Origin of the sequence: Rhodanobacter thiooxydans (genome assembly GCF_021545845.1) — a bacterium.
GTDB lineage: Bacteria > Pseudomonadota > Gammaproteobacteria > Xanthomonadales > Rhodanobacteraceae > Rhodanobacter.
Window position 1 is genome coordinate 958,815 of record NZ_CP088923.1, and the last position, 25,189, is coordinate 984,003.

Consider the following 25,189-nt stretch of genomic DNA (forward strand, 5'->3'; position numbering starts at 1 on the left):
GCAACTATTCCGACAGTGCCTGCTGGATCGCTTCCAGCCCGTACCCGCGCGTTTCGATACCGCTGCGCGCGAGCATCCAGCCGGCCAGCGCCATCGGCAGCGCGAGCAGCAGCGCCGACAGCATGAAGTGCTCGAACAGGCCGGCCACGCCGATCAGTGCGCCGAGGATGCCGCCGAATTTCGAGCCGCCGGCGATCAGCCCCGCGCCGGTACTGCGCAGGTGCACCGGGTAGATCTCCGCCGCGTACGGAATCAGCGTGGCGATCACCCCGCTGATGCACAGCAGCAGCGCCACCGTGCCTGCCGTGGTGAGCGCGGTCGAGCGCAGGTTGACCAGCGCGATGGCAAAGAAGAACAGCAGCGACAGCGCGGTCAGCGCGATGAACAGCACCAGGCTGCGGATGCTGCTCCAGCGCTGGTAGGCCCACACCACCACGCCGATGCCGGGCAGGGCAATGATCGCCGAGCGCGCCAGCAGCGCCGCGCTGGCCTGCGCGTCGATGCCCAGCGTCACCAGGTTCGCCGGCAGCCACAGCAGGAAGCCGAAGTTCGCCAGGCCCCAGGCCACCGCGCATACCATCAGGCCCCAACTGATCGCCGCATGCCGGCCGCGCAGCAACTGGCGCATGCCGGTGCGTGCAGGTGCGGGCGACGGCGCGTGGGCGGCGTCGCCGGCAGGCGTGACGGCCACCGGCGCCACGCCGCCCGAGAAGCGCTGCAGTACTGCGCGTGCCTGCTGCTCCAGCCCGGCCAGGGCGAGGAAGCGCGGCGACTCGGGGATGTAGCGGTTGAGCAGGATGATCAGCGCGCCGGTGGGCAGGTTGAGCAGCCACAGCGAGCGCCAGCTCCACGCCGGCTCGAACAGGGCGGCGGCACCCGAGGCCAGCAGGTAGCCGGCCGAGGTGCCGACGCCGCCCAGCGCCACCAGCAGCCAGCCGCGGTGGCGGGTCGGGATGGTCTCGGCCATCAGGGTGAAGGTGATCGGCAGCATGCCGCCGGCGGCCGCGCCCATCATGAAGCACATCACCAGGTTCCAGCCGAAGCTCGGCATCGCGCCGCAGATCGCGGTGCCCATGAACATCAGCGCCGACAGCAGGATCGTCGCGCGGCGGCCGAACAGGTCGCCGAGCCGGCCCCACACGATCGAGCCGACCGCGGTGCCGGTCAGTGCCGACAGCGCCAGCCAGCCGGCGGTCGCGCCACTGATGCCGTACTCGGCCGACAGTCCGGGCATCACGAAGCCGATCGTGGCCGGCTTCATCACGTCCACCGCCAGCGCGATGGTCAGCACCGCCACCAGTTTCCAGTGCTCGCGGTTGAGCGGCACGTGGTCGGCGGCGTGGAACGGCAGCGGCTCGCGGTCGGGGTGCAGCGTGCGCCGCATCTGCTGCAGCCGCGGCATCAGGCCATAACCGGCGAGCAGCACGCCGAGCGGCACCAGCGCCATGCCGGCCAGCATCAGGTTGTCCATCGGCATGCCGGCGAGGCGGAAATGCATCGGCGCGGCCATCGCCAGCATCGGCAGATGCGCCAGCACGCCGGCGATCACCATGGCGCAGCCGAGCCAGAACGCCACCGGGTGGTGGAAGGTGAGGTCCCTCGAACGCATGCATCCGCCCCTGACATACAGGCGACCAGCATACCGCGGTGGACGCGCACCGCTGCGCCGCTCCGCGTGCGCGTTCTAAGGGTGCGCGGCGCTCACTCGTCGTCGTTGCGGAACACGCGGCGCAGCAGCAGGAACGCCCCGAGCGTACCGGCCACGACCGCCGCGGTGGCCAGCGGGTGGCGGTTTACCTGGCGGCGCAGGCGGCGGTATTGATAGTTCGCCTCGTCGGCGAAATCCTCGGCTGCGTGCGACAGCTGACGGCCGTACGAATCGCGGCGCCGGCTCCAGCGCGAGCCCAGCTCGTGGCTGCGTTCCAGCAGGGTATGCGCGTGGTCGGCAGCGCCGTCGGCGTAGCGGTGCGCCTGTTGGCCGGCGCGTTCGCCGGCATCGCGGAGCCGGCTCTCGATATCGTGGTGGCGCATGGGGTGTTCTCCTCGGCGGGCTTTCGAGGCTGCCAGCGCCATCGTGAGCGACGCGTAAACAGCGCCGCGTTCGTCGCGCCCGGTTCGGCCTCAGGGCCTCAGCGGGGCGATCCGCGACAGCGTCGACACGCCGCGTTCGTCGAACGCCTCGACCGCCACGACGTAGGCCACGCCCTTGTTCAATGCGTGCAGGGTCAGTCGCGCCGGCTGGTCGGCGAAACGCTGGTACGTCTCGTGCAGGCGATCGGCGGCCAGCCCCCAGCGCACGTTGTAGCCGACCGCGCCGGGCACCGGTTGCCAGACGACCTCGGCATCGCGGGTGTCGGCCAGGCGGCGGGCGGAAACCAGCACTGGCGCCGGCGGCGGCGGGCCATCGGCGTTGCCGAACACGCGCAGGTCGGAGATCGCCAGCGTGCGTGCGCCGACGTGGCCGTGCACGTAGCGCAGGTAGCGGATGCGTGCCGGATGGTCGAGTTCGAGATAGGCGTTCGGCCGGTCGCGGGTTTCGTGCGAGAGGTCGGCCAGGGTGGTCCATCGCCTGCCGTCCGCCGAGCCGTCGAGGCGGAACCGGGTGACGATGTCGGGCGCGTCGCCGTAGCGGCCGGAGCGGTAGTCGGCGTAGTCCACCTGCACGGCGCGCACCGTGCGCGGGCCGCCCAGGTCGAGTGTGAGCGTCTGTCCGGCGGTGTTGCTTGCCGCCGCCCAGAACGTGCGCGGGTTCTCGTCGGTGACGGCGGAGGGCGGGTGCTCCGGCAGTTGCGACGAAGCGTGCGCGGACTTGCGGTACGACAGCAGCATCCAGCCGGTGAAGGTGCTTTCGCCCTCGCCCAGCGCATGGTCGGGCATGCGCTGCGGGAAATCGCCGAAGCGCGTGTCGACCCACATCTGGCCGTCCGCGTGGAAGCCGGCGGGGAACAGTTCGATGCGTCGCTCGAACGTCCAGTTCAGGCCCACCCACATGGTGCCGCTGTTCCACCAGTTGCCGTACGCGTCCTGGAAAGTGGAGCCGTGCCCGGCGCCGGTGGCGAAGCCGCCGGGCTTGTAGCCGACCGGGTTGTACGGTGCGTAGGTGAACGGTCCCAGCGGGTTGCTGCCGACGTAAACGCCGGTGGCGTACGCGTTGTACTCGGTGCCGGGCGCGGCGTACTGCAGGTAGTAGCGGTCGCCGTGGCGGTTCATCCAGGCGCCCTCGAGAAAGGGCGCGATGCGGGTGTCGGCGTGGTCCTGCCCGAAGCGTTCCCAGCCATGCGCGGCGGGGTCGGCCTTGAGCAGCGCGGCCGGCTTGGTGACGAAGGCCATCCGCTTGCCTTCGCCTTCGTCGGCGCGGTCCAGCGCCAGGTCGATCTGCGCGCCGTACAACGGAAAGACGTTGGAGGAATCCCAATACAGATAGGTCCTGCCGTCCTCGTCGCGGAACAGGCCGGGGTCCCATGGACCGGGCGGCAGCTCGCCCGCTTTCATTTCGCTCTCGTGCCCGGCCCACACCGCGCCGGGTACCGCCGGCAGCAGGCGCGTCCAGAACTGCCAGCGGCCATGCGCAGGATCGGTCGAGTACAGCAGCGGGCGCGGCTCCATCGCCGACGACATCAGGAACAGCTTGCCGTCGGCGACCAGGGTGGCCGGCGCCACCGGGCCGTCGAACGGCCATCGGTCCGGCTGCACGAACTGCCAGTGCAGCAGGTCGGTCGAACGCCAGTAGCCGTCGGCCAGGGTCAGGAACAGGTAGTACGCATTGCCGTAGCGCACGAACGCGGGGTCCGCGCCGGTGCGGTACGAGATGCCCTGGTTCATCTGCTCGTAGTTGTAGCGGTAGTCGATATCCAGCGGATTGGCCCAGGTGCGCCCGCCGGTGGCGGCGGGCGCGGCCCGCGCGCCGGCCGCGGCCAGCAGGATCGCGAGCACGATCGAGCGCAGCAGGCGTGTGCAGGGTATCGACGCTGACATGCGCCGAGCATGCCCCGGCGCTGGTGGCCGCGCAACGCGGGCCTGCTTCAGTAGATCTCGCCCACGCAGCAGCGCAGGCTGCCGCCGGCCTTCTCGATCTCGTCCAGTGCCACCGCGCCCACTGCGAAACCGTAGCCGGCCAGCGCTTCGCGCTGGGCGTCGGTAAGCGAACGGGCGGCGCGGGCGCTCATCCAGACGCGGTGCCCGGAGAGGGTGATCGCATTACCGGCGAAGGCCTGTTTCTGCGCTGGGCTCAGCCAGACTGCGCGGTCGCCACAGGCGGTGGCGATCGCCCGCACCGCAGCCGGGTCGCGGAAGCCGTCGGCGGCGATGATCGCGGCACGGCCGGCCAGCAGGGTCAGCACCACGTTGGTGTGGTATTCGTTCTCGGCCAGCTCGAAGCAGTAGGTCAGGCGCAGGCCGAACGCCTGGTGCATCGCCTCGGCGCCGGCCGGGTCGCAGCGCTCGCTGAGGCCGCAGTAGCCGACGCCGCGGGCACGGTCGATGACCAGCGAGCCGGTCAGTTCGGCGACCAGGTCGCTGCGACCGGACAGGTCGATCTCCTCATAGCCCAGCACGTCGCCGAAGAAGCCGCGGATGTCGGCGCGCGCGGCCTCGCGCTGGCGTACCGGGTGGCGCATGCGGCCGACGATCAGTCGTCCCGGCGCGGTGGCGAACACGTTGTTCGGAAACACCGCGTCGGGCGTCGCCGGGTCGCCGGGAAAGGTGATCACCGGCACGTCCGCGCGCAGCGCCTGCGCCAGCGCGCCGTGCTGGGCCAGCGCCCTCAGTGGGTCGACCGCCAGGCCCAGGTCCATGTAGCGGTTGTCGCGCGCCGATTCCTGCGCCAGGGCGAATTCGGCCGGCGCCACCATGAATGCGGCCCGCGCGGTCGCCGCCGCTCCCGGCAATGGCGCCAGTGTGGCAAATGCTTCGAGGAATTCGCTCGGTGAAGTGGTGATCATGGCGCAGCTCAATACAGGGGCGTGAAAGCATATCCGCTGCGGGTTCTTGCCGCGCGGCGGCTTCCATCTGTCGCCTGCAGCCAGATCCGTTACCGCGCGGTGCATGGCGTTCGCCGTCCCGCCTGCCGTTCAGCTGGCAGATAGACGAATTGACGCGCGCTTGCCATGTGGCCAACCACCCTGATGCCCGATCACGTCACGCGAGGCAAATGCCATGGGCAGAGCAGCGGAACGCGTCTACACCGACCGGGCCAGCATCCAGCAGCTCGAATCACTGGTGGAGGAACTACCGGCCAACGGCCATGTGGTGCTGCTGCTCAAGGACGGCAGCAGCTGCGATGGCGTGGTCGTCACGCGACCGAACGTGCAGATGTTCCGCGACGCCGACGAGCGCGAAGGCATCAACGCCACCGTGCGGCTGGAACGGCCCGACGTGCCGGAATGGAGCCAGCAGGTCTGGCTTGACCAGATCGTGCGGGTCGAGCACCTCGACTCGTCCATGGCCGGCGAAAACTGAGAGATTGCGAATTTCTCAAGCTCGAAGCCCGACCACTCGTGAAGAAAACCACGGGAAGTGTTTTCTTCACGAGCTCAGGGCGCAGGCGGGTTGCCGTTCCAGGTCTGCAATCGGGTGAAGCCGTCCGCGCTTCACTGCTCGCTGCCGACGCCGTGGTGCACGAAGAACAGCCCGCCGGGGTCGTACCTGCGCTTCGCCGCGGCGAGGCGCGGAGAGTTGCCGCCCCAGAATCCCCGCTGCCAGTCGTGCAGGAAGTAGTCGCTTTCCGAGACGTAGGAGCCGGCTTCGGGCGCCACGGCACGCAGCGCCTTCATCGTCTTGTCGACGGCCGCCGCCATGCGCCGCGCCATGGCCAGGTCCGGTTTCGCACCCGGCATGCCGGGAAAGGCGGGGTCGTCACCGCTGGCGCTGATGGCCGTCGGCGGTGACGATCTCCGCCTCCAGCAGGTTGGACGCCGCCGTGCCCCAGTGCTTGGAGAGGCTGCCGAAGCCACCGCTCTGCACCAGTCCGGCCACGCCCACCGTGGTGCAGCCGCCGCCCTGCACGTAGCGGCCGCCGCGGCTGGTCACGGCGTCGTAGGCGTCGATCCACATCGCGCCCGCCTGCACGCTTGCCGCCGCCTGTGGCGCCAGATGGCCGGCGCAGCCTTGCGGCACGAAGGCGTCGTGCAGGTTCACCTGGTTCAGGTGGCGCTGGATCCGGCGCGCTTCGTACGGGTGCATCGCGGCTACTTCGTCAACCTCGATTATCTGGCCGAGATCGAGCCGCTGGAAACCGGCGACGCGCGTCTGCAGATACGCGGCGGCGTGAAGATTCCCTGCAGCCGCCGCCATCGCGCCGCGCTGCGCGAACGCTTCGGCCGGCGGGATTGAACACGGACGGTTGCACGGCGGCGGCCGCTCGTTCCAAGCTAGCCGCCTGTTCCCGCCTGGCAGGTCGCCGATGAATCGCGCTTTTCTCCGTTATGCCCCACTGGCGTTCTGCGCCGCCTGGCTGCTGGCCGGCTGCTCGCCCCAGGGTGGCGCGCCGGCACCGACGGCGGAGCAGCAGCAGGCCCAGTCGCAGACGGCCGACGCGGCGCGCAACCTCGACACCTACCGCCAGCTGCTGCGCATCCGCAACGACGAGATGGCGGTGTCGATGGGCAAGGACATCGTCAAGCGGTTTCCGGACAGCGCCGCGGCGAAGGAGGTGCTGCAGACCCTGCCGGCGATCGAGCAGCGCTACACCGCGGCCAGCGAGAAGAACCGACTGGCCGGGCTGTGGTTGTACCAGGTGGCGCCGATGGCCGGCGGCACGCAATCTACCGCCACCATCGAGAACAGCCAGCCCGCCAGCGGCGAGCGCGTGCGGCTGGTGCTGCGCCGGCACACCGAGTGGGGCCAGAGCGTGTTCCTGTACGGCAGCAAGCCCGGCTTCGTCTGCCGCGGCAACTGCACCATCGCCGGCACCGCCGACGGCAAGCCGGTGCGGATCAAGGCGTTTGCGCCGTCCACCGGCGAGCCGGCGCTGATGATCCGCGACGACAACGGCTTCATCGCGATGCTGCGCAAGGCGAAGAAAATTACGCTCGACGTCACCCTGGTCGATGGCGAGAAGAAGCAGAGCCTGGTCTACGAAGTGGGCGGCTTCGACCCGGCCAAATGGGGCGCTGTGGGCAAGCCGAAAAAGAAGTAGCGCGGTAAGCCGGGAGCCGCCTCGCGCGTTTGCATGTATCCCGCCCGATGGAGATGGATGCCATGAAAACGCCACGCCTCATGCTCGCCGCCAGCCTGCTCGGCCTGCTCGGTGCCTGCTCCAGCGTGCCTTACGCCCAGCGCGTGGGCGAGCGCCAGGCCGCCTATGCCGCGGCGGTCGGTGCGCCGGTGAACAGCTTCCGCTTCTTCAACCTGTACTCGTGGGAGCCGCTCGGCGACACCGAGCTGGCCGTCTATACACGGCCGAACGAGGCGTGGCTGCTGGACCTCGGCGGCTGCCATGACCTGATGTTCGTCAACGCGATCGGGATCACCTCCAACGTCGGGCAGGTGATGGTTGGCTTCGACAAGGTGCTCACCGGGGCGCGCAATTTCCCCTGCACGATCATCCGCATCCGCCCGGTCGACGTGAAAAGCCTCAAGCTCGCGCAGCAGAAGCAGCGGCAGATCGAGAGTGCGGCGCGCGAAGGGCCGCCGCCCGCCGCGGCGCACTGAGAGGTTGTGATTTTTTCAACCTCTCAGGCCGGCCACGGCGAGGGGCATGGCGAGGGCATGGATGCCCGAGTTGAGGCAACGCAGGAGCAGTTGCCCGATGCTCGAGTTGAGGCAACGCAGGAGCTGCTGCCCGATGGCCGGACATGAAACAGTCACGCCAGTGACTGTTTCATGTGAGCGAGTCCGGGCGTGTACCGGACTCGCGACGGAAGAAAACCACAGGATGTGGTTTTCTTCACAAGCTCTGAGTCCCGCGCCGACGCCGGTCAGTGCAGGAACAGCTTCTCGGTGATTTTCGCCAGCGGCTTTTCCAGCGCGTTCTGCAGGCGCGGCGGCAGGTCCAGCGGCTTGAGCAGCATCTTCACCGTCATCGCGGCCGGGATGTTCCGGCGCAGGCGGCCCTGCGCGCGGTCGCTGATGCGGCGGAATTCGGCCTCGTTGCCCTGGTGCTGCGGGTAGCACTGGTTGAACACGTGGCGCAGCGCGATGTCGCTGTCCTCGCTCTTGATCTCGTTGACCCGGCGCAGCAGCGCGCGGAACACCGGGTAGCGACCGAAGCCCTCGTGCTCGCGGTAGCGCCGGTAGTGCTGGTAGAAATACTTGAAATGGCGCACCTCGTCGCTCTTGATGCGGTTGGTCAGCTGCTTCAGCACCGGCTCGTCGGTGATGTCGTTGAGCGCCCGGTACAGGCTGGCGGTGCCGGTTTCCACCACGCAGCGCGCGGCCAGCTCCAGCCCGCGGCACGACTCCAGCTGCTCGGCGGTGCACACCGCGCCGTACTCCTGCCAGAACGCGGCAAAGCCCTTGTCCCAGTCGAACTCCGGCCAGGCTTTCCTGACGTAGGCGGCCAGCGCGCGGCCATGCTGCAGTTCTTCCTGCTCCCAGTGCTGGCGGAGCCAGCCGCCCAGCTCCTCGTCGCCGGCGAAATGGTCGACCAGGTTGCGCGCGTACAGGTCCGAGCCGCTTTCGACGAAGGACGCGCTGCACAGCAGGAAGAACAGGTCTTCGTCGTGGCGCACGCGGGCGACCTCGATGCGGTCGAGGTCGATGCTTTCCAGGGTCCAGGGCAGGTCGGCAGCTTGGCTCAAGGCAGGTTTCCCCGTATGGCGATGGCCGCGGCAGCGGCAAGGCGCTTCCTGACGGCCCGTGAGATGACAGCACGATGACAAAGCATACGGCGTGGTCGCGGCAACGGATTAACGCCGGCCGACTTGGCGCTCCAGCTCAACGCACCACTGTTACCGGCACGTGGGCGCGCGCCAGCACGTTGCCGGATACCGACCCGAGCAGCCAGCGCGCCAGCGCGCCGCGTTCGGTATGGCCGATCACGATGTGGTCCACGCCGTGCTGCTCGACCTGGTTCAGCAGCACGTCGCCGGGGCTGCCCAGGGTCAGTTCGACGTCGATCAGGTCGGCCGCGTCGGGCACGATTGCGGTCAGTTCCTCAAGCAGTTCCCGCGCGCGTTCGGCGCCGTTGTCGGTCATCAGCAGGGCGCAGGCGTCGGCGCCGCCCTCGGTGACCTGCAGCACCGACACTACGCGCACCCGACCGGCGCAGGCACGGGCCAGATCCATCGCGAACTGGAATGCACGCCGCGACGCATCGGAGCCGTCATATCCGACCAACGCGTACTTCGGCATGCAGCCTCTGCAACCTGGGTGAGGAATCGGACGGACCGACGGCTCGAAATCAGTCGGTGACTTCGTGGCAGCGGCGTTCGGTATGGGTGTTCTTCGCCTGCTGATGCTCTTCGATCTTCTTGCCCGCATAGCCGCCGCCCACGGCGCCGGCCACGGTAGCCAGCGTCTTGCCCTTGCCGCCACCGACCTGGTTGCCGAGCAAGCCGCCGGCGACCGCGCCGATCGCCATGCCGGCGATCTGGTTCGAATCCTTCGGCGCGTCCTGCACCACCACGTCCTCGCACACCGTGCGCGTTTTCGGTTGCGCGACCTTGCTGCCCGCGGCATTCGTGCCGGTATGCGACTTCGAGGTGGTCTGGCGCGGATGGTGCTTGGTGGAATGTTGGGTGCTGTGGTGCGTGGTTGTCGTGGGCGTGGCCGGCGTGGCGGCGGTCGATGTCTGTGCGTAGACGGCCGGTCCTGCCAGCAGCAAGCAGAGACCGGCAACGAGCAGCATGGGCAGTTTCATGGCGTTACCTTGGGTACGGTTCGGTTAGATTCAGTGTGCACGGTAGTTTGTTAGCGAAGCATCAAGAACTTCAAGAGGCGTTTTCCATTTTTTTGCACGCATGCGTCACATGGGGATGTTGATGCTGAACGGTACGGCGCCAACTGGCCGCTGCGTTCAGTTGAGACAAAGAATACTGATCGTGCAATACGTGTCATCCCATGAATCCCAAGGAGACGACAATGATCAAGCGTACTTTTGGAATGGCTGTCCTGGCCTTGACCTGTGCCGGCGCAATGGCCGCCTGGCCCGCGGGCAGCGCGCAAGCCGCCGAAGCGTCGGTCAAATGCGACCTCACCTACAACCTGTCCGGCTGGTCGCTGCTCTACAAGCACGCCGAGGGCAGCGGCACCATCACCTGCAGCAACGGTCAGCGCGCGAACGTGAAGATCGCCGTGGTTGGCGGCGGCCTCACCGCCGGCAAGTACCGCATCGACAACGGCAAGGGCGAGATCAGCAAGGTGCACGACATCGACGAGGTGTACGGCAGCTACGCGCAGGCCGGCGCCGAGGCTGGCGTGGTGAAGAGCGGCACCGCGCAAGTGCTGACCAAGGGCACCACCTCGCTGGCGCTGGCCGGTACCGGCCAGGGCGTGAATCTCGGCATCTCGGTGGGCAAATTCACCATCAGCAAGCGCTGATCCGCACCGGGTGACGAAGCAGGGCGCCGCATCGCGCCCTGCTGCGCGGGCGCGGGTACACTGCCACGGCTGCAACCGTGCCCTTGCCCGAGTGGAGAATCCGCGATGTGCCGTCCCCGCCGTCTGTTTGCCCCGGCCAGCCCGAAGGTGGCCGCCTGATGCCGCCGGCGATGCGCAGCGACGCCGCGCCGGCACGGCGCTTCGCGGCATGGGCGGTCGGCCCGTGGGTGCTGCTGCTGTTCGCCGCGCTGGGTTTCGTGCAGTACCTGCGGCACGCCGAATACGGCTACCTGGCCGCCGCCGTGCTGGTCATCGTGACCTGTGCCGGCTGCATCCTGCGCCAGGCATGGGCGCGTCCGGCGCTGCAGGTGCTGGCCGTGATGCTGGCCGCGTGGGCGCTGGCGACCGGTGCGCTGATGCTGCGGCAATGGGGTGATTTCGACATTGCCAGACAGCACGCGCTGGCGCAGCCGCAACTGGGCGAGGTCGCGCTGTGGATGATCGCGCGGGCCGAGCGCACCTGGCAGGTCGGCCTGGCGCTCAAGGCCGCCGCGATCCCGCTGCTGCTGTGGCTGGCTTGGGCGTTGGGCCGGCCGGCGGTGCGCGCGCAGTTCCGCCCGTGGCGCCGTTGAGCGGCCAGTTCAGCAGCGGTTGCGTCGGCGTCGGCTATCGCTGGGAAAATCCATCCGGAAGCCGTCCATGCGCCTGCCACGATTGCTGTTGCTGCTCGCCTTGCCCCTCGTCGCCGCCTCGCTGCACGCACAGGACCTGTCGACCACCTGCCACGCCAGCAGCAGCTACGACGTCACCCTGAAGCCCGGCAGCCTGCTGTTCGATCGACCGTCGTCGGCGCCGTTCCACGTTGAGCTGCAGCACGGTGCGCTGCGCACCGACGGCGCCGTGGTGAAGTTGAATGCGGAGGACGAGGACCGCCTGGCCGTGTTCGAGCGCGAGCTGCGCGCGCTGGCGCCGCGGGTACGCACGGTGGCGCGCAACGGCGTGGACATCGCCGCGCAGGCGTTGCGTGCGGAAGCCGACGGCATGGGCCTGGGCGCCGATACCCGCGCCGAGTTCAACCGCCGGCTGGACGCGCATGTGGCCGAGCTGAAGCGGCGTATCTCGGTCAGCCAGAGCACGCACGACTGGCAGGGCGACGCCGCCACCCAGGCGATGAACCAGATTGCCGGCGACCTGTTGCCGCTGCTGGCGGCCGACCTCGGCCAGCAGGCGATCAACGCCGCGCTGGCCGGCGACCTGCAGGCCGCCGCCAGCCTGCGCGACCGCGCCGCCGACCTCGCCACCGCGTTGCGCCCGCGCCTGCAAGCACGCCTGCAGGTGTTGCGCCCGCAGGTCGAGGCGCTGTGCCCGTCGATCCAGCGGCTGGCGGCGTTGCAGCAGGGCGTGCGCGGCGGCAACGGGCAGCCGCTGAATCTGCTGCAGGTCGGACAATGAGCGAGGCTGACCGGCGGGCGCTTGCTCGCGCGGGGTTAATCTGCGGCTAAGTGGGCCGGGGCGAGGATGGCGCACCGTCCATGGCCCCCGATCCCGCATGCCGCCGCAGTTGCCTACTTCCACCTGCAATGCCCTGATCCGGCGCAGCATCGACCTGCGCCAGCTTTACCGGCATGCCGCGACGGCCTGCGAGCCGGGCTTGCGCATGGTGCTGAACGACAACGCGCACACGCTGGACCTGCTGGTCGCCGACCTGCAGGCGCCGCTCTCCGACCGTGGCGCCCGGCCGTGCCGGCGCGGCAGCTGGCGTGGTGTCGTACGCCGCCATCTGGCCGGCTGGCTGATGCGTACCGCCGCACGCCGCGACCATGCCTGGATCCACCTGCTGGCGCACGACGAGAGCATGCTGCTGCGCCGCTTCGAGCAAGCCATCGCCGCGGCGCCGGCGGACTCGGTGCTGGTGCTGCGCCGGCAATTGCCGCGCTTGCGCGGCATCCACCTGGACATGCACAGTCTGGGCGGTAGCGCACGCTATTGAACGAGGTTGCTGATGCCGACGATCGCGCAGGACGTGCTGGATTTCTGGTTCGCCGAGGCGAATGCCACCCGCTGGTTCGTTGCCGATGACACCTTCGACGTACAGATCCGCGAACGCTTCGGCGCCGTCGCACAAGCCGCCGCCGAAGGGCGGCTGGACGACTGGGCGCACACCCCGCCGGGCTGGCTGGCGCTGCTGATCCTGCTCGACCAGTTCCCGCGCAACCTGTACCGCAACGACCCGCGCGCCTGGGCGGTGGACGCCGGCGCGCGGCGCGTGGCGCTGTCGGGGCTGGCTCGTGGTGACGACCGGCAACTGCCCGCCGTGCAGCGCGTGTTCGCCTACCTGCCGCTGGAGCATGCCGAGGACCTGGCGTTGCAGCGGCGTTCGGTGGCGTTGTTCGAGGCGCTGGCGGCGGAAGTGGAGCCCGAACGGCGACCGCTTTTCGAGGATTACCTGGATTATGCTCGGCGCCATCATCAGGTGATCGCGCGTTTCGGCCGCTTCCCTCATCGCAACGCCGTGCTCGGTCGTCCCAGCACGCCGGAAGAACTGCACTACCTGGCGCAGCCGGACGCCGGTTTCTGAGGCACGGAGCGGCCCGCGGATTGCGACGCTACGGCAATCGTTCCAACCAGATCATTCCAACCAGATCATTCCAACCGGATCATTCCAACCGGATCATTCCAACCGGACCAGGGAGCAGGTCATGCGCATTCGTCTCGTCGTCGCCTTGTTCGCGTTCAGCGCCGCCGTGCAGGCGTCCAGCACGCTGCGCGTGGGCAACCAGGTGCTCACCGCCGGCGACAGCCGTGAGCGGGTGGTCGAGCTGCTCGGCCAGCCCACCTCGAAATCGCATGCGCGCAAGCCGCGCAGCCATGGCAGTCGCCGCGGGGGCGTGCGCGTGGTGGACCAGCACCAGGGCGGCGAACAGTGGCGCTATCGCCGCGGCGACCACGTCACGGTGGTGACCATCGTCGACGGCCGGGTCAGCGAGATCGAGGATCGCAGGCTCTGAAACCCTTGCTTGGCGGTGATTTCATCGCTGCCCTGCTAGGCTGGCTGCGGTTCCTTCCGGAGTCGAGGCGATGTTCGAGATCTCCGCCGCAGCGCTGGCACGCGTTGCAGCGATGCGCGACGCGTCCGCCTACACCGACCAGGCGATGCAGCTTGGCCTGCGCCTGCTCGGTGCGCTGCTGGTGCTGCTGGTCGGCATGTGGGTGGCGCGCCGGCTGGCGAATTTCGCCCGCGCGGCGCTGGGCCGGGCCAACCTGGATTCCACCCTCAGCGGCTTCCTGCGCAACCTGATCTACGGCGTGCTGGTGGTCCTGCTGGTGGTCACCGCGCTGGGCGTGCTGGGCGTGCCGTCGGCGCCGATGGTCGCCGCGCTCGGCACCGCCGGGCTGGCGGTGGGGCTGGCCCTGCAGGGCTCGCTCAGCAACCTGGCGTGGGGCGTGCTGCTGGTGTTGTTCCGCCCATTCCGGGTTGGCGACTACGTCAGCGCCGGCGGCACCGAGGGCACCGTGCAGAGCATCAACCTGATGCACACCCAGCTGCTGCTGCCGGACAACCGCGAGGCGATCCTGCCGAACGCGAAGGTCGGCGGCGACGCCATCATCAACTACAACCGCCGGGGTACGCGCCGCTTCGAGCTGAAGCTCGGCATCGCCTATCGCGACGATGCGGAGCAGGTGATGGCCGCGATCAGGCAGCTGATGGCGGCAGACCCGCGCATCCTGAAGGACCCGGCGCCCGGCGTGTGGATCGAGAACCTGAGTGGGCAGACGGTGAACCTGGTGCTGCGCGGCTGGACCCTCGTCAGCGATGGCTGGGACGCGCAGACCGATCTGCTGCACGCGATCAAGCGGCAGATCGACGCGCAGCAGATCAGCATTCCGGTGGGGCCGCAGCAGGTCACCCTGGTGCGCGGCAACCCCGGCCCCGGCGGGGCCTAGGAACGTGGGCGGTAGAAACCAAGCAGGCGAGGCAAAGCCGTTTTGAGCCAGCTTGCGTGACGGTTTGCCGGCCCATAGTGGTTCTATGGGCCAAAAATCGGCGCGGAAGGTGGCCAAAACGGCGCAGCCGCAGCCGCTTGTGTTTCTGCCGCCCACGTTCCTAGGGCAGCGTGACGGTGCGGCGGTTGTCGCTGGAGACCTTGTCGATCAGCTCGTTGTAGGGGTCGATGCCGGCCACGGCGGGCTTGCCGTCCACGGTGACGGTGAGCGTGCTGTCGCCGTCGGGCAGCAGGCGCTTTCCCAGGTACAGCGGCCTACCGTCCCTGCCGTCGCCCGTTGATGCGGCGAACACGCCGATCTCGATCGGGATGTCCGGCTTCGCCGCGGTCTCTTTGCCGGTGCCGTCCACGTGGACCTTGCCGGCATGCAGTTTCAGGGTCACCTCGTAGAGGCCGTCGGGCAGCTTCCTCGCGTAAGCGTCGGTGAGGCGGTTGTCGAACAGAGTGATCTTCCAGAAGAAGTCGTTCAGCAGCGGCTGCCATTTCGGTCCGAGCGCCTTGCTGAGTGCATTCATGAACTCCCGCGAGGTGGTGTACGGCGGCTGCTGGAAACCCTTGTCGAGCAGGAACTGCTTGAGCACCGCGTTCAAGCTGCCTTCGCCGACGTAGTCCTGCAGCGCGTAGAACACCAGTGAGCCCTTCTTGTAGTGGATGTACTGCTGGTTCTCCACCTTCGCCAGCGGCTCCTCGGCCAGTTTTTCGGTGGCGCGGCCGGCCAGGTAGCCGTCCAGTTCGTATTTCAGGAACTTGTGCATCTGGTCGGCGCCGTACTTGTGCTTCATCACCATCAGCGCGGAGTACTGCGCCAGCGACTCGCTGAGCATGGTCGAACCCTGCATGTTCGCGCCGATCACCCGGTGCGCCCACCACTGGTGCGCCACCTCGTGCGCGGTGACGTAATAGACGTAGTCGATCTTGCTCTTGTCGCGCGGGTCGGCGATGAAGCCGATCGACTCGGAGTACGGGATGGTGTTGGCGAACGACTGCGCGTAGCTGGCGTAGTTTGGGAACTCCAGGATGCGCAGCTGCTTGAACTGGTACGGCGTGAAGTTCGCGTCGTAGTAGTCCAGCGCGTCCTTCGCGCCCTGGGTCATGCGCTGCACGTTCCAGGCATGCGCGGGGTTGTAGTACACCGCGATGTCCACGCCCTTCCGCGCCTCGTGCTTCACCGCGTAGCGCGCCGACAGGTACGAGAAGAACGGCAGCATCGGCTGCTCCCTCCCGTCTTGCGCCATGGCGTAGTGGAAATAGCGCCGGCCGTTGGCTGTCCATTCCTTCTGCAGCGTGCCCGGCGCGATGGCGATCTGGTCAGGCGCGGTGGAAACGGTGGTGTCGAAGTCGATCCAGTCCGCGTCGTTGCTGATGTAGGTGTTCGCACGAGCTTCCTCGTCGCCCAGTTTCGGCATCCGCGGTACTTCGGCGGAAAGCCCGTACTTGCGGCGGTCGTTGCGGTCGGTGAGCTGCGCCTGCGTCTGATAGCCGAACTGCGGCATCACGCTGTTGTTGAAGAACGTGCCGTTGTGGGCAAGGAAGCTGCCTTCCGGGCTGTTGGTGAAGCCCTTCGGCGCGTATTCCAGCGCGAAGTCGAACGCCATCGACGCGCCTGGCGACAGCGGCGTCTTCAGCCGGTAGATGGCGTAGCCGAGCGCCTTGTCCGCGCTGAGCGTGTCGTGCGGGGCGAACGCCAGCGACTTCACCGTGAAGCCGTCGCTGAAGTTCACATGCAGCTCCGCGATCGGCGCGGCGGTCTTGTTGACCAGGGTGTAGCGGCCGCGGATCTCCAGCCGGCGCCGGTACGGGAAGATGTCCACCGCGGCCGTCACCGCGGTGATGCGCGGCTGCGGCAGGTGCTTGTATCTCGCGTATTTCTTCTCGTAGTCGGCGCGCTGCTGCAGCTTGTCGCTGCTGCTCCGGTAGTGGTTGAGCACATTGGTGTTGTAGTAGATCCACGCGCCGCTGGCGGCGAATGCGAGCAGGCTGAGCGTCAGCACGATCTTCGCCGGCGCATGCAGCCGCGTGCGCGCCTCGCGCAGGCGTTCGCGCCACGACTGCCCGGTGCCGCGCACCCAGAACAGCGCGGCCAGCACCAGCAGCGCCACGGCAAAGCAGGCCCAGTAGAAGTCGAACCACAGCACGGCCCGGAGGAAATGGCCGAAGCCGTTCATGTCCGAGTACGGCAGCCCCGGCGCACTGCCGTAGGTGTACAGGTTCTGTTCCCAGTGCAGCAGGTCGAAGCCGATCGTGCCCAGCACCAGCCACACGATGGTCAGCAGGTAGCCGAGGAACTTGTTGTTGGCGACCACCTGCAGGAACAACGCCAGCACCGCCAGCAGCACGAACGGGATCGCATTCAGCGCCAGCGTGGCCAGGTACAGCCCCGGTTCCAGCTGCGTGTAGCCGTGGCCCAGCTGCCAGCCGATGCCCACCACGGCGCCGACCAGCAGGAACGCAGCGATCACCGCCAGCAGCGCGCCCAGCTTGGCGGTCAGCGGCACCCAGTCCGGCACCGGAAACGCGTCGGTGACCTCGGCCGAGCGCTGGCTGCGCTCGCGCCACACCAGTTCGCCGGCGTAGAACGTGACGATGATGTACAGCAGCCACTGGAAGCCGCCGCGTACGTTCTCCAGCACCTGGTGAGTCACCGGCCAGGTGGCGGTGCCGTAGATATGTCCGGACAGCTCCAGCGCAAAGATCAGGTTGAACAGCCCCAGCGCCAGCATGACCAGGAACGGCACGCCGCGCAGTACGCCGAGCGTGTCAAACGCGAACTGCGTGCGCAGCTGCAGCAGGTGTGCGCGCAGGCCGTGGGCCAGCCGCACCTTCGGCAGTGCCAGCGCGGCGGTGCCGGCCTGCGGGCGCAGCAGCGGCGGCTCGCTGCGCTTCCTGCGCCGCGGCAGTTGCAGGCCTTCGCGGTTCGGCCGGAACAGCCCGGCAGCGGCGCCCAGCATGGCCACGCCGACCGCGCTCCACAGCACGCGGTTGAACAGCAGTACGCCGTCCAGCGCGGGCAGCTCGTGGTTGGCCTGGTCGGCCGACCAGTAGCGCGTGACCAGGGCCAGGGTGCGGCCGCCGAACGGGTCGAGCATGGCGGCGATGAAGTGGTTGTTGACGTCGCGGCTCAGCAGGCCGACCACGGCGTTCAGCACGAAGTAGACGATCAGGCCGATATAGGTGGCCAGCAGCGAGCGCGTGGTGGTGGCGAGCAGGAACAGCAGCGCGCCGATGAACAGCAGGTTCGGCAGCACCATCACGCCGAACGCCCAGGCATAGCCGTGCCAGCTCGCCGGGCCCAGCCGCGTCGCGTCGATCCACGGCATCATCCCGCCAGTGGCCAGGCCCAGCGCGCAGGCCAGCATGACCGCCAGCGCGGCGAGGTAGCCGGCGGCGAAGCGGCCGCCGAGGTAGGCGCCGCGACTGATCGGCGTGCTGAAGAACAGTTCGGACGTGCGCTGGTCGAAGTCGCGCAGCGCCGCGCCGACCACGAACACCGTGACCAGGAACACGCTGAGCACGGTGAGCACGGCGAGCAGCCGCGCGATCACCAGCGGCGCATTGCGCAGCACGTTGCCGCTGGCGCCGCCGACGAGCACTGCATCGGTGCTGGCCAGCGCGAAGGCCAGCGCGCCGAATGCCGCCGCGACAATCCAGAACAGCGGCGCCTTCAGCTGCTGGCGCAGTTCGAAGTGGAGTATTTCGAAGAAGGTCGACTGCGAGAACATCAGTGATCCCTGTCTGATCGTCGTAGAAGCCCGCTCGCGGGCGATGCCTTGAAAGCCGGGATTCGGGATTCGGGATTCGGGATTCGGGATTCGCAAAAGCTAAGGCATCGCCCGCGAGCGGGCTCCTACCGCGGAATATCGGCGCCTTCAGGCGGCGCGGGCGGTGGCCTGCATGCGCAGGCGGCCGAAGTAGACGTCCTCCAGGTCGGGCGCGACGGCTTCGAAGCCTTCTTCCGGCAACGCATCGGCCAGCACGTGCAGCAGGGTGCGGCCACCGGCGAGGCGGGTGGACAGGATGTTCATGCGGGCGCGGTAGCCGTCCAGCTCGGCCTTGTCGATCGTGCGCCGCCAGACGCGGCCCTCCAGCGAGCGGATCGCCTCGGTCGGCTCGCCGCTGAGCAGCACCTGGCCCTGGCCGATGATCGCCATGCGCTGGCACAGGTCGGTGACGTCCTCCACGATGTGGGTGGACAGGATCACCACCACCCGCTCGCCGATCTCGGCCAGCAGGTTGAGGAAGCGGTTGCGCTCCTCCGGGTCGAGACCCGCGGTGGGTTCGTCCACGATCACCAGGCGCGGGTCGCCGAGCAGCGCCTGGGCGATGCCGAAGCGCTGGCGCATGCCGCCGGAGTAGGTGCCGAGCTTGCGCTTGCGCACGTCCCACAGGTTCACCTGGCGCAGCAGCGATTCCACCAGCTCGCGCCGCTCGGCCTTAGTGGTGACGCCCTTGAGCACGGCGAAGTGCTCCAGCATCGCCTCGGCCGACACCTTAGGGTAGACGCCGAATTCCTGCGGCAGGTAGCCGAGCAGGCGGCGGGTGGCCTGCTTGTCGGCCAGCAGGTTCATCCCGTCCATGCGGATCGTGCCTTCGTCCGGATCCTGCAGCGTGGCGATGGTGCGCATCAGCGAGGACTTGCCGGCACCGTTCGGGCCGAGCAGGCCGAACATGCCGCTGGGGATGTCCAGCGACACCCCGCGCAGCGCCCGCACGCCGTTGGCGTAGGTCTTCGACAGCTCGCGTATGGTCAGCATCGGGGGTTTCCTGCGCCGCCCGTGCGGCAGGGTGATGCGACCAGACTAGGGGAAGGCGCGGCCGTCCCGCGTGCGCTCAAGGTCATGCATACGCGAGCGCATGGTGGGCGAAAAGTCGGCCGGATCAACGCCTGCGGGGATACGGATCGGGCCTGCCTTCGTTATGATTGAGGTCTTGTATGCGGCCGCCATCCCCGAGCGGTACGCCATCGCCAGCAGGAGTCACCATGGCCGACCTCAAAGAAGCCCGCGTTCCCGATATCGGCCACGCGGACGTTCCCGTCATCGAAGTGCTGGTCAAGGCCGGCGACCGGGTGGAGAAGGAGCAGAGCCTGATCACGCTCGAATCGGACAAGGCCACCATGGAAGTGCCCGCGCCGTTCGCCGGCACGGTGAAGGAAATGAAGCTGAAGGTGGGCGACGAGGTGTCCGAAGGCGCGGTGATCGCCCTTATAGAAATCGACAGCCATAAGGAAGCCGACGGCGCAGCCGTCTCCGCGTCCCCCTCTCCCGCTGCGGGAGAGGGCAGGGGTGAGGGTGCGCCCGAAGCGGTGAAGCCGCCAGCTGCCGCCCCCGCTCCTGCGCCAGCCCCCGCCCCCGCCCCCGCTCCCGCCGAACCGAAACCCGCGCCGATCGCCGGCCAAGGCGTGCAGCCGGGGAACGCGCCCGAGGGCGACATGCCGCCGCGGGCGCGCCCGCCGATGGACGCCAGCATCGTGATGCCCGGCGACGCGCCGTACGCCAGCCCGGCGATCCGCGCGTTCGCGCGCGAGCTGGGCGTGGACATCCAGCAGGTGAAGGGCAGCGGCCGCGGCGGCCGTATCCAGCGCGAGGACGTCAGCACCTACGTCAAGCACGCGCTCGCTTCCGGTGCGCGTCCGGTGGCCGGCGCCGCCGCTTCGGTGGGCGGCCTGAACCTGCTGCCGTGGCCGAAGGTCGATTTCGCCAAGTTCGGCGAGATCGAGGAGAAGCCGCTTACCCGCATCCAGAAGATTTCCGGCGCGAACCTCTCGCGCAACTGGGCGATGATCCCGCACGTCACCCAGCACGAGGACGCCGACATCACCGAGATGGAGGCGTTCCGCAAGCAGCTCGGCGCCGAGAACAAGGATCTGAAAATCTCACCGCTGGTGTTCCAGATCAAGGCGGTGGTGGCCGCGCTGAAGGCGTTCCCGCAGTTCAACGCCTCGCTCGACGAATCCGGCGAGAAGCTGATCCTGAAGAAGTTCTTCCACATCGGCATCGCAGTGGACACGCCCGACGGCCTGGTGGTGCCGGTGATCCGCGATTGCGACAAGAAGGGCCTGCTCGACCTGGCCCGCGACCTGGCCGAGATCTCGAAGAAGGCGCGCGAGAAGAAGCTCGGCCCGGCCGAGATGTCCGGCGGCTGCTTCTCGATCAGCTCGCTCGGTGGCATCGGCGGCACCTACTTCACGCCGATCGTCAACGCGCCGGAGGTGGCGATCCTGGGCGTCTCCAAGTCGGTGACCAAGCCGGTGTGGAACGGCAAGGAATTCGCGCCGCGGCTGATCCTGCCGCTGTCGCTGTCGTACGACCACCGGGTGATCGACGGCGCGCTCGCCGCGCGCTTCGCCAGCTTCCTGGCCAACCAGCTCGGCGACATCCGCCGGCTGCTGCTCTGACCGGAGGTGACGACCATGGCGAACACGATCGAGATCAAGGTTCCCGACATCGGCGGCCACGACAACGTGCCGGTGATCGAGGTGCTGGTGAAGGCCGGCGACACGGTGGCGAAAGAACAAAGCCTGATCACGCTGGAGTCGGACAAGGCGACCATGGAGATTCCCTCCAGCGCCGCCGGTGTGGTCAAGGAGCTGAAGCTCAAGGTGGGCGACGAGGTTTCCGAGGGTGCGGTGATTGCCGTGCTGGAGGTGGCCGGCGCTTCGCTCCCCTCTCCCAGTGGGAGAGGGGCCGGGGGTGAGGGTACGGGCGAAGCGAGGTCTTCGGCTCCGACCGAACCCTCACCCGCCCCTTCGGGGCACCCTCTCCCGCAGGGAGAGGGGAAAGCGTCGCAGGCGGCTTCCGGCACCGGCCGCAAGGCTGACATCGAATGCAAGCTGGTCGTGCTCGGCTCCGGCCCGGGCGGCTACAGCGCCGCGTTCCGCGCTGCCGACCTCGGCGTCGACACCGTGCTGGTGGAGCGCTACGGCACGCTCGGCGGGGTCTGCCTCAACGTGGGCTGCATCCCGTCCAAGGCGCTGCTGCACGCCGCGGCGGTGATCGACGAGGCCGAAGCGATGGCCGCGCACGGCGTCACGTTCGGTGCACCAAAAATCGACATCGACAAGCTGCGCAGCTTCAAGAGCAAGGTGGTCGGCCAGCTCACCGGCGGCCTTGCCGGCATGGCCAAGGCGCGCAAGGTGCGCACGGTCGAAGGCAGCGGCACGTTCGTGTCGCCGCATGAAATGGAAGTCCAGACGAAGGACGGCGTGAAGCTGCTCCGCTTCGAGCACGCGATCATCGCCGCCGGTTCGCAGTCGGTGAAGCTGCCGGCGTTCCCGTGGGACGACGAACGCGTGATGGATTCCACCGGCGCGCTGGAACTGAAGGACGTGCCGAAGAACCTGCTGGTCGTCGGCGGCGGCATCATCGGCCTGGAAATGGCCACGGTGTACTCGGCGCTGGGCAGCGCGGTGACCGTGGTCGAGTTCATGGACCAGCTGATCCCCGGCGCCGACGCCGATCTGATCAAGCCGCTGGCCAAGCGCCTGGGTGGCAAGCTCAAGGGCGTGCACCTGAAGACCAAGGTGGTCAGCGCCAAGGCCACCAAGAAGGGTATCGAGGTCGGCTACGAGGGCGACAGCATTCCCGAGACCACGCTGTTCGACCGCGTGCTGGTCGCGGTGGGCCGCTCGCCGAACGGCAACAAGATCGGCGCGGACAAGGCCGGCGTGGCGGTGACCGAGCGCGGTTTCATCAACGTCGACACGCAGATGCGCACCAACGTGCCGCACATCTACGCCATCGGCGACCTGGTCGGCCAGCCGATGCTGGCGCACAAGGCCACCCACGAGGCGCACGTCGCGGCGCAGGCAGTGGCCGGGCAGAAGAGCCACTTCGACGCGCGGGTGATCCCGTCGGTGGCGTTCACCGACCCGGAAATCGCCTGGGTCGGCGTGACCGAGCGCGAGGCGAAGGAAAAGGGGCTGAAGGTCGGCGTGGGCAAGTTCCCCTGGGCCGCCTCGGGCCGCGCCATCGGCATCGACCGCACCGAGGGTTTCACCAAGCTGATCTTCGACGAGGCAACCCACAGCATCGTCGGCGCCGGCATCGTCGGCGTGCACGCCGGCGACCTGATCTCCGAACTGGCGCTGGCGATCGAGATGGGCAGCGAGGCGGCCGACATCGCGCTCACCGTCCACCCGCACCCGACCCTGGGCGAATCGGTCGGCATGGCAGCGGAAATCTACGAAGGCACCATCACCGACCTGTACCTGCCGAAGAAGAAATGATCGTTGCGCCGCGCTCCGGCGCGGCGTGCGCCCGCCAAACGAGGTGACCATGTCGCTGAAGGTATGTCTCGCCGGCGCCACCGGCTGGGCCGGCTCGGAACTGGCGCGCGGTATCGCCGCGAGTGCGGATCTGGACCTGGTCGCCGCGGTGTCGCGGCGGCATGCCGGACAGCCCCTGGGCATGGCGCTGGGCGATGCGGCGATCGCCGCGCCGGTCTACGCCAGTGCGGCCGCAGCGTTGGCCGCGCCCTGCGACATATTCGTCGAGTACACCCATCCGGACAGCGCGAAGGCGAACATCCTCGCTGCGCTGGAACGCGGCGCACACGTGGTGGTCGGCACCTCGGGCCTCAGCGATGAGGACTACGCGCAAATCGATGCGCTGGCGCGCGAGCGGCGGCGCGGCGTGCTGGCCTGCGGCAACTTTGCGCTCACCGCGGTGCTGCTGATCAAGTTCGCCGAGATGGCGGCAAAGCTGATCCCGCAGTGGGAGCTTGTCGACTACGCCAGCGCTGGCAAGCCGGATGCGCCCAGCGGCACCGTGCGCGAGCTGGCCACGCGCATGGGCAAGGTGCGCCAGCCGCAGCTTGAAGTGCCGCTGGAGCGGACCGTCGGCCTGCGCGAGACGCGCGGTGGCACGCTGGCCGGCAGCCAGGTGCATGCGCTGCGCCTGCCAGGTTTCGTGATCGGCGCCGAGGCGATCTTCGGCATGCCGGACCAGACGCTGACGATCCGCCACCACACCGGCAACAGCGCGAAGCCCTACGTGGACGGCGCGTTGCTGGCGATCCGCAAGGTGGGCGGCTTGCTCGGCCTGCATCGCGGGCTGGACGTCGTGCTGGAACTGTAGGAGCCCGCTCGCGGGCGATGCTCTCTGTCCGGGATTCGGGATTCGGGATTCGCAAGAGCATCGCGCGCCAGCGCGTTCCTACAACGGCGTTGCGGTTGTTGGTGGCTGATGCCAGCGTCCCAGCAGCCAGGACGTGGCGAGGCAGCCGCCCAGGGCCAGCAGCCAGCCGAGCGTCGGCGCGTGGAACGGCGGCAGCAGGTCGCTGAACTGCTGCAGCCAGGCGCGACCGTAGATCGCCGTGACGATGCCGGCGCTGGCGACCAGGGCAGCGGCGAGCGCGAACAGCAGCGCGAATTCGAAGTGGATGACTGACGTGGGCTGCCGAACGCTGGCGACGCGGGCGGCCACCTGCTGCGCGAAATCCGCCGGCAATGCCTCCGGCAGCGGTTCGCGCAGCACGCGCGCGAGCAGCCGGTAGCGCCGGCCGCGCGCATCGTCGTCGACGGGATCGAGCTGCAGGCGCTCGCGCCGCATCGCGCTTTCCTGCGCCAGCCATTCGCGCTCGTGCGCCGGGTCGTCGAAGGGAGGAATGTCATCGTCGGTGTGCTGGTTCATGCTGCAACTCCGGTCCGCGCTTCGAGCGCGCCGCGCAGGCGCAAACGCGAGCGGAACAAGTGGCTCTTGATGGTACCGCTGGCCAATCCGGTGATCTGGGCGATCTCCGGGATGGTAGTTTCTTCGAGGTAGTACAAGGTCAGCAGCGTGCGCTGCAGCGGCGGCAGGGCCTCGATCGCCGCGTGCAGGTGGCGCGCTGTTTCGGCGTCCGCGCAGGCCGCCTCCAGGTCGAAGCCATCGCCGAGATTTTCCACCAGCGCGAAGTCGTTGTCCGCGCCGGGTTCGACCAGCGCAATGCGCTTGTGCTGCAGGTGGCGCAACGCGATGGTGTAGGCCACGCGGCCGATCCAGGATTTCAGCGCGCTCTCGCCGCGGTACTGGTGCAGGCACTGGTGCACGCGCAGGAAGGTGTCCTGGCACAGCTCGCGCGCGTCCTCCGGGTTGCGCACCATGCGCTGGATGATGTGCCAGCACAGCCCCTGGTACTCGCGCACGAGCCGTTCGAACGCGCCCGGCCGGTTGGCCAGCACGGCGTCGACCAGCTCGCGGTCGGGGTCGCTGCGGATGTCATCCATGGAGCCAAGGGATACGCGTAGGCGGCAGGCGGTTGCAAGCGGTCGGCTGCAACCGGCGTGGGGACGGCTGTATCTATGCTTCCGACAGCCACCATCACGACGTCCATTCACCAGGAGGGCACCATGAATTTCGGCGAACTCATCCCGATCAGCCTGTTTGTCTGCATCGCCTACTCGATCAAGGTCTGCGTCGACGCCATGGTGCGCCGGCACATGGTCGATGCCGGTGGTTCGGAGGATCTGGTCCATTCGATCCTGCGCGACGAGGATCAGCGCCGGCGCCATTCCTCGCTGCGCTGGGGCATCGTGCTGGTGGCGCTGGCGCTCGGCTTCGGCCTGATCCAGTGGTTCGACTGGCACGAGGTCACCCCCGGCCTGATCGCCGTGCTGGCCGGCGCCACCGGCGTGGGCAACCTGGCGTTCTTCGCGATCTCGCGCAGGCTTGGCTAAAGCTGGTTCAATGGCGGCATCGCCGCACCGTCGGCATGCCCGCGAGCGTTCG

28 protein-coding genes are annotated in these 25,189 nt (G+C 68.5%); 15 read left to right on the forward strand and 13 right to left on the reverse strand.

The window, feature by feature from the left end; translation table 11 throughout:
- Positions 1-4: 4 nt before the first annotated feature.
- The 4 genes from LRK53_RS04080 to LRK53_RS04095 all read right to left on the reverse strand — a co-directional run bounded on the left by LRK53_RS04080 (position 5) and on the right by LRK53_RS04095 (position 4,940).
- Complete coding sequence (locus LRK53_RS04080; protein WP_027492911.1) at positions 5-1,609, reverse strand: MFS transporter; 1,605 nt, start codon at positions 1,607-1,609, stop codon at positions 5-7.
- A gap of 92 nt (positions 1,610-1,701) precedes the next feature.
- Complete coding sequence (locus LRK53_RS04085) at positions 1,702-2,031, reverse strand: hypothetical protein (RefSeq protein WP_027492912.1); 330 nt, start codon at positions 2,029-2,031, stop codon at positions 1,702-1,704.
- Between the two features lie 90 nt (positions 2,032-2,121).
- Entirely contained in the window at positions 2,122-3,975 is a 1,854-nt protein-coding gene (locus LRK53_RS04090) for a family 43 glycosylhydrolase (protein WP_051257576.1), read from the reverse strand.
- A gap of 47 nt (positions 3,976-4,022) precedes the next feature.
- Positions 4,023-4,940: an arginine deiminase-related protein gene (locus tag LRK53_RS04095; RefSeq protein WP_027492914.1), complete on the reverse strand. Its 918-nt coding sequence runs from the start codon at positions 4,938-4,940 to the stop codon at positions 4,023-4,025.
- 214 nt (positions 4,941-5,154) lie between these two features.
- On the opposite strand from LRK53_RS04095, the gene LRK53_RS04100 reads away from it, so the two are divergent.
- Positions 5,155-5,457, forward strand: coding sequence for a DUF3247 family protein (locus LRK53_RS04100; RefSeq protein WP_027492915.1), 303 nt, complete (start codon positions 5,155-5,157; stop codon positions 5,455-5,457).
- A 131-nt stretch (positions 5,458-5,588) separates the two neighbouring features.
- Here LRK53_RS04100 and LRK53_RS19385 read toward each other — a convergent pair whose 3' ends face one another.
- Entirely contained in the window at positions 5,589-5,807 is a 219-nt protein-coding gene (locus LRK53_RS19385; RefSeq protein ID WP_425504530.1) for a BBE domain-containing protein, read from the reverse strand.
- 46 nt (positions 5,808-5,853) lie between these two features.
- Complete coding sequence (locus tag LRK53_RS19390) at positions 5,854-6,135, reverse strand: FAD-binding protein (RefSeq protein WP_425504531.1); 282 nt, start codon at positions 6,133-6,135, stop codon at positions 5,854-5,856.
- On the opposite strand from LRK53_RS19390, the gene LRK53_RS04110 reads away from it, so the two are divergent.
- The 3 genes from LRK53_RS04110 to LRK53_RS04120 all read left to right on the forward strand — a co-directional run bounded on the left by LRK53_RS04110 (position 6,124) and on the right by LRK53_RS04120 (position 7,650).
- The gene (locus tag LRK53_RS04110; RefSeq protein ID WP_425504532.1) at positions 6,124-6,330 is read left to right on the forward strand and encodes a LytTR family DNA-binding domain-containing protein; all 207 of its coding nucleotides are present in this window, start codon (positions 6,124-6,126) and stop codon (positions 6,328-6,330) included. The two genes, LRK53_RS19390 and LRK53_RS04110, sit on opposite strands and share 12 nt — an antisense overlap.
- Before the next feature lie 70 nt (positions 6,331-6,400).
- Positions 6,401-7,135: a hypothetical protein gene (locus tag LRK53_RS04115; RefSeq protein WP_027492918.1), complete on the forward strand. Its 735-nt coding sequence runs from the start codon at positions 6,401-6,403 to the stop codon at positions 7,133-7,135.
- A 62-nt stretch (positions 7,136-7,197) separates the two neighbouring features.
- Complete coding sequence (locus tag LRK53_RS04120) at positions 7,198-7,650, forward strand: DUF6491 family protein (RefSeq protein ID WP_027492919.1); 453 nt, start codon at positions 7,198-7,200, stop codon at positions 7,648-7,650.
- 266 nt (positions 7,651-7,916) lie between these two features.
- On the opposite strand, the gene LRK53_RS04125 is transcribed toward LRK53_RS04120, so the two are convergent.
- The 3 genes from LRK53_RS04125 to LRK53_RS19195 form a co-directional block, all read right to left on the reverse strand.
- Positions 7,917-8,738, reverse strand: coding sequence for a ferritin-like domain-containing protein (locus LRK53_RS04125; protein WP_027492920.1), 822 nt, complete (start codon positions 8,736-8,738; stop codon positions 7,917-7,919).
- A gap of 136 nt (positions 8,739-8,874) precedes the next feature.
- On the reverse strand, positions 8,875-9,291 hold the full coding sequence (locus LRK53_RS04130; protein WP_027492921.1) for a universal stress protein: 417 nt from the start codon (positions 9,289-9,291) through the stop codon (positions 8,875-8,877).
- Between the two features lie 49 nt (positions 9,292-9,340).
- On the reverse strand, positions 9,341-9,799 hold the full coding sequence (locus tag LRK53_RS19195; protein ID WP_275113423.1) for a glycine zipper 2TM domain-containing protein: 459 nt from the start codon (positions 9,797-9,799) through the stop codon (positions 9,341-9,343).
- A gap of 221 nt (positions 9,800-10,020) precedes the next feature.
- Here LRK53_RS19195 and LRK53_RS04140 point away from each other — a divergent pair, with 221 nt between their 5' ends.
- The 7 genes from LRK53_RS04140 (at position 10,021) to LRK53_RS04170 (ending at position 14,424) form a co-directional block, all read left to right on the forward strand.
- A complete protein-coding gene (locus LRK53_RS04140; RefSeq protein WP_027492922.1) occupies positions 10,021-10,479 on the forward strand; it encodes a hypothetical protein in 459 nt (152 codons plus the stop codon).
- A gap of 158 nt (positions 10,480-10,637) precedes the next feature.
- The gene (locus LRK53_RS04145) at positions 10,638-11,111 is read left to right on the forward strand and encodes a hypothetical protein (protein WP_027492923.1); all 474 of its coding nucleotides are present in this window, start codon (positions 10,638-10,640) and stop codon (positions 11,109-11,111) included.
- A gap of 67 nt (positions 11,112-11,178) precedes the next feature.
- Positions 11,179-11,931 carry a DUF2884 family protein gene (locus LRK53_RS04150; protein ID WP_027492924.1) on the forward strand — a complete coding sequence of 251 codons (753 nt, stop codon included), beginning with the start codon at positions 11,179-11,181 and terminating at the stop codon, positions 11,929-11,931.
- Positions 11,932-12,028: 97 nt separating this feature from the next.
- Complete coding sequence (locus LRK53_RS04155; RefSeq protein ID WP_027492925.1) at positions 12,029-12,469, forward strand: ferritin family protein; 441 nt, start codon at positions 12,029-12,031, stop codon at positions 12,467-12,469.
- A 12-nt stretch (positions 12,470-12,481) separates the two neighbouring features.
- Positions 12,482-13,057: a DUF924 family protein gene (locus LRK53_RS04160; RefSeq protein ID WP_235642522.1), complete on the forward strand. Its 576-nt coding sequence runs from the start codon at positions 12,482-12,484 to the stop codon at positions 13,055-13,057.
- Positions 13,058-13,178: 121 nt separating this feature from the next.
- Positions 13,179-13,487, forward strand: a complete 309-nt coding sequence (locus LRK53_RS04165; protein WP_027492926.1) for a DUF2845 domain-containing protein — start codon at positions 13,179-13,181, stop codon at positions 13,485-13,487.
- A gap of 70 nt (positions 13,488-13,557) precedes the next feature.
- The gene (locus LRK53_RS04170; RefSeq protein ID WP_027492927.1) at positions 13,558-14,424 is read left to right on the forward strand and encodes a mechanosensitive ion channel family protein; all 867 of its coding nucleotides are present in this window, start codon (positions 13,558-13,560) and stop codon (positions 14,422-14,424) included.
- 160 nt (positions 14,425-14,584) lie between these two features.
- On the opposite strand, the gene LRK53_RS04175 is transcribed toward LRK53_RS04170, so the two are convergent.
- Positions 14,585-18,202, reverse strand: a complete 3,618-nt coding sequence (locus tag LRK53_RS04175; protein ID WP_037089796.1) for an ABC transporter permease/M1 family aminopeptidase — start codon at positions 18,200-18,202, stop codon at positions 14,585-14,587.
- A gap of 147 nt (positions 18,203-18,349) precedes the next feature.
- A complete protein-coding gene (locus LRK53_RS04180; protein ID WP_027492929.1) occupies positions 18,350-19,234 on the reverse strand; it encodes an ABC transporter ATP-binding protein in 885 nt (294 codons plus the stop codon).
- 227 nt (positions 19,235-19,461) lie between these two features.
- On the opposite strand from LRK53_RS04180, the gene aceF reads away from it, so the two are divergent.
- The 3 genes from aceF to dapB are packed head-to-tail and all read left to right on the forward strand — an operon-like array spanning position 19,462 to position 23,557.
- Positions 19,462-20,877, forward strand: coding sequence for a dihydrolipoyllysine-residue acetyltransferase (gene aceF / locus LRK53_RS04185; RefSeq protein ID WP_027492930.1), 1,416 nt, complete (start codon positions 19,462-19,464; stop codon positions 20,875-20,877).
- A gap of 15 nt (positions 20,878-20,892) precedes the next feature.
- Positions 20,893-22,707 (forward strand): dihydrolipoyl dehydrogenase, encoded by a 1,815-nt coding sequence (lpdA, locus tag LRK53_RS04190; RefSeq protein ID WP_235642523.1) that lies wholly within the window; start codon positions 20,893-20,895, stop codon positions 22,705-22,707.
- A gap of 49 nt (positions 22,708-22,756) precedes the next feature.
- Positions 22,757-23,557, forward strand: a complete 801-nt coding sequence (gene dapB, locus LRK53_RS04195; RefSeq protein WP_027492931.1) for a 4-hydroxy-tetrahydrodipicolinate reductase — start codon at positions 22,757-22,759, stop codon at positions 23,555-23,557.
- 78 nt (positions 23,558-23,635) lie between these two features.
- Here the strand turns inward: dapB and LRK53_RS04200 are convergent, their stop codons facing one another.
- Together LRK53_RS04200 and LRK53_RS04205 are read right to left on the reverse strand one after the other, a co-directional pair.
- The gene (locus LRK53_RS04200; RefSeq protein WP_027492932.1) at positions 23,636-24,112 is read right to left on the reverse strand and encodes a hypothetical protein; all 477 of its coding nucleotides are present in this window, start codon (positions 24,110-24,112) and stop codon (positions 23,636-23,638) included.
- Positions 24,109-24,687, reverse strand: a complete 579-nt coding sequence (locus LRK53_RS04205) for an RNA polymerase sigma factor (protein ID WP_027492933.1) — start codon at positions 24,685-24,687, stop codon at positions 24,109-24,111. Before LRK53_RS04205 ends, LRK53_RS04200 begins: the two co-directional genes overlap by 4 nt.
- A 123-nt stretch (positions 24,688-24,810) precedes the next feature.
- On the opposite strand from LRK53_RS04205, the gene LRK53_RS04210 reads away from it, so the two are divergent.
- On the forward strand, positions 24,811-25,137 hold the full coding sequence (locus LRK53_RS04210) for a DUF6249 domain-containing protein (RefSeq protein WP_027492934.1): 327 nt from the start codon (positions 24,811-24,813) through the stop codon (positions 25,135-25,137).
- Positions 25,138-25,189: the final 52 nt, after the last annotated feature.

Coding starts and splice junctions, on each gene's coding strand:
- LRK53_RS04080 (WP_027492911.1), bottom strand. CDS start 1,609: ATGCGTTCGAGGGACCTCACCTTCCACCACCCGGTGGCGTTCTGGCTC.
- LRK53_RS04085 (WP_027492912.1), bottom strand. CDS start 2,031: ATGCGCCACCACGATATCGAGAGCCGGCTCCGCGATGCCGGCGAACGC.
- LRK53_RS04090 (WP_051257576.1), bottom strand. CDS start 3,975: ATGTCAGCGTCGATACCCTGCACACGCCTGCTGCGCTCGATCGTGCTC.
- LRK53_RS04095 (WP_027492914.1), bottom strand. CDS start 4,940: ATGATCACCACTTCACCGAGCGAATTCCTCGAAGCATTTGCCACACTG.
- LRK53_RS04100 (WP_027492915.1), top strand. CDS start 5,155: ATGGGCAGAGCAGCGGAACGCGTCTACACCGACCGGGCCAGCATCCAG.
- LRK53_RS19385 (WP_425504530.1), bottom strand. CDS start 5,807: ATGGCGCGGCGCATGGCGGCGGCCGTCGACAAGACGATGAAGGCGCTG.
- LRK53_RS04115 (WP_027492918.1), top strand. CDS start 6,401: ATGAATCGCGCTTTTCTCCGTTATGCCCCACTGGCGTTCTGCGCCGCC.
- LRK53_RS04120 (WP_027492919.1), top strand. CDS start 7,198: ATGAAAACGCCACGCCTCATGCTCGCCGCCAGCCTGCTCGGCCTGCTC.
- LRK53_RS04130 (WP_027492921.1), bottom strand. CDS start 9,291: ATGCCGAAGTACGCGTTGGTCGGATATGACGGCTCCGATGCGTCGCGG.
- LRK53_RS19195 (WP_275113423.1), bottom strand. CDS start 9,799: ATGAAACTGCCCATGCTGCTCGTTGCCGGTCTCTGCTTGCTGCTGGCA.
- LRK53_RS04140 (WP_027492922.1), top strand. CDS start 10,021: ATGATCAAGCGTACTTTTGGAATGGCTGTCCTGGCCTTGACCTGTGCC.
- LRK53_RS04145 (WP_027492923.1), top strand. CDS start 10,638: ATGCCGCCGGCGATGCGCAGCGACGCCGCGCCGGCACGGCGCTTCGCG.
- LRK53_RS04150 (WP_027492924.1), top strand. CDS start 11,179: ATGCGCCTGCCACGATTGCTGTTGCTGCTCGCCTTGCCCCTCGTCGCC.
- LRK53_RS04155 (WP_027492925.1), top strand. CDS start 12,029: ATGCCGCCGCAGTTGCCTACTTCCACCTGCAATGCCCTGATCCGGCGC.
- LRK53_RS04160 (WP_235642522.1), top strand. CDS start 12,482: ATGCCGACGATCGCGCAGGACGTGCTGGATTTCTGGTTCGCCGAGGCG.
- LRK53_RS04165 (WP_027492926.1), top strand. CDS start 13,179: ATGCGCATTCGTCTCGTCGTCGCCTTGTTCGCGTTCAGCGCCGCCGTG.
- LRK53_RS04170 (WP_027492927.1), top strand. CDS start 13,558: ATGTTCGAGATCTCCGCCGCAGCGCTGGCACGCGTTGCAGCGATGCGC.
- LRK53_RS04175 (WP_037089796.1), bottom strand. CDS start 18,202: ATGTTCTCGCAGTCGACCTTCTTCGAAATACTCCACTTCGAACTGCGC.
- LRK53_RS04180 (WP_027492929.1), bottom strand. CDS start 19,234: ATGCTGACCATACGCGAGCTGTCGAAGACCTACGCCAACGGCGTGCGG.
- aceF (WP_027492930.1), top strand. CDS start 19,462: ATGGCCGACCTCAAAGAAGCCCGCGTTCCCGATATCGGCCACGCGGAC.
- lpdA (WP_235642523.1), top strand. CDS start 20,893: ATGGCGAACACGATCGAGATCAAGGTTCCCGACATCGGCGGCCACGAC.
- dapB (WP_027492931.1), top strand. CDS start 22,757: ATGTCGCTGAAGGTATGTCTCGCCGGCGCCACCGGCTGGGCCGGCTCG.
- LRK53_RS04200 (WP_027492932.1), bottom strand. CDS start 24,112: ATGAACCAGCACACCGACGATGACATTCCTCCCTTCGACGACCCGGCG.
- LRK53_RS04205 (WP_027492933.1), bottom strand. CDS start 24,687: ATGGATGACATCCGCAGCGACCCCGACCGCGAGCTGGTCGACGCCGTG.
- LRK53_RS04210 (WP_027492934.1), top strand. CDS start 24,811: ATGAATTTCGGCGAACTCATCCCGATCAGCCTGTTTGTCTGCATCGCC.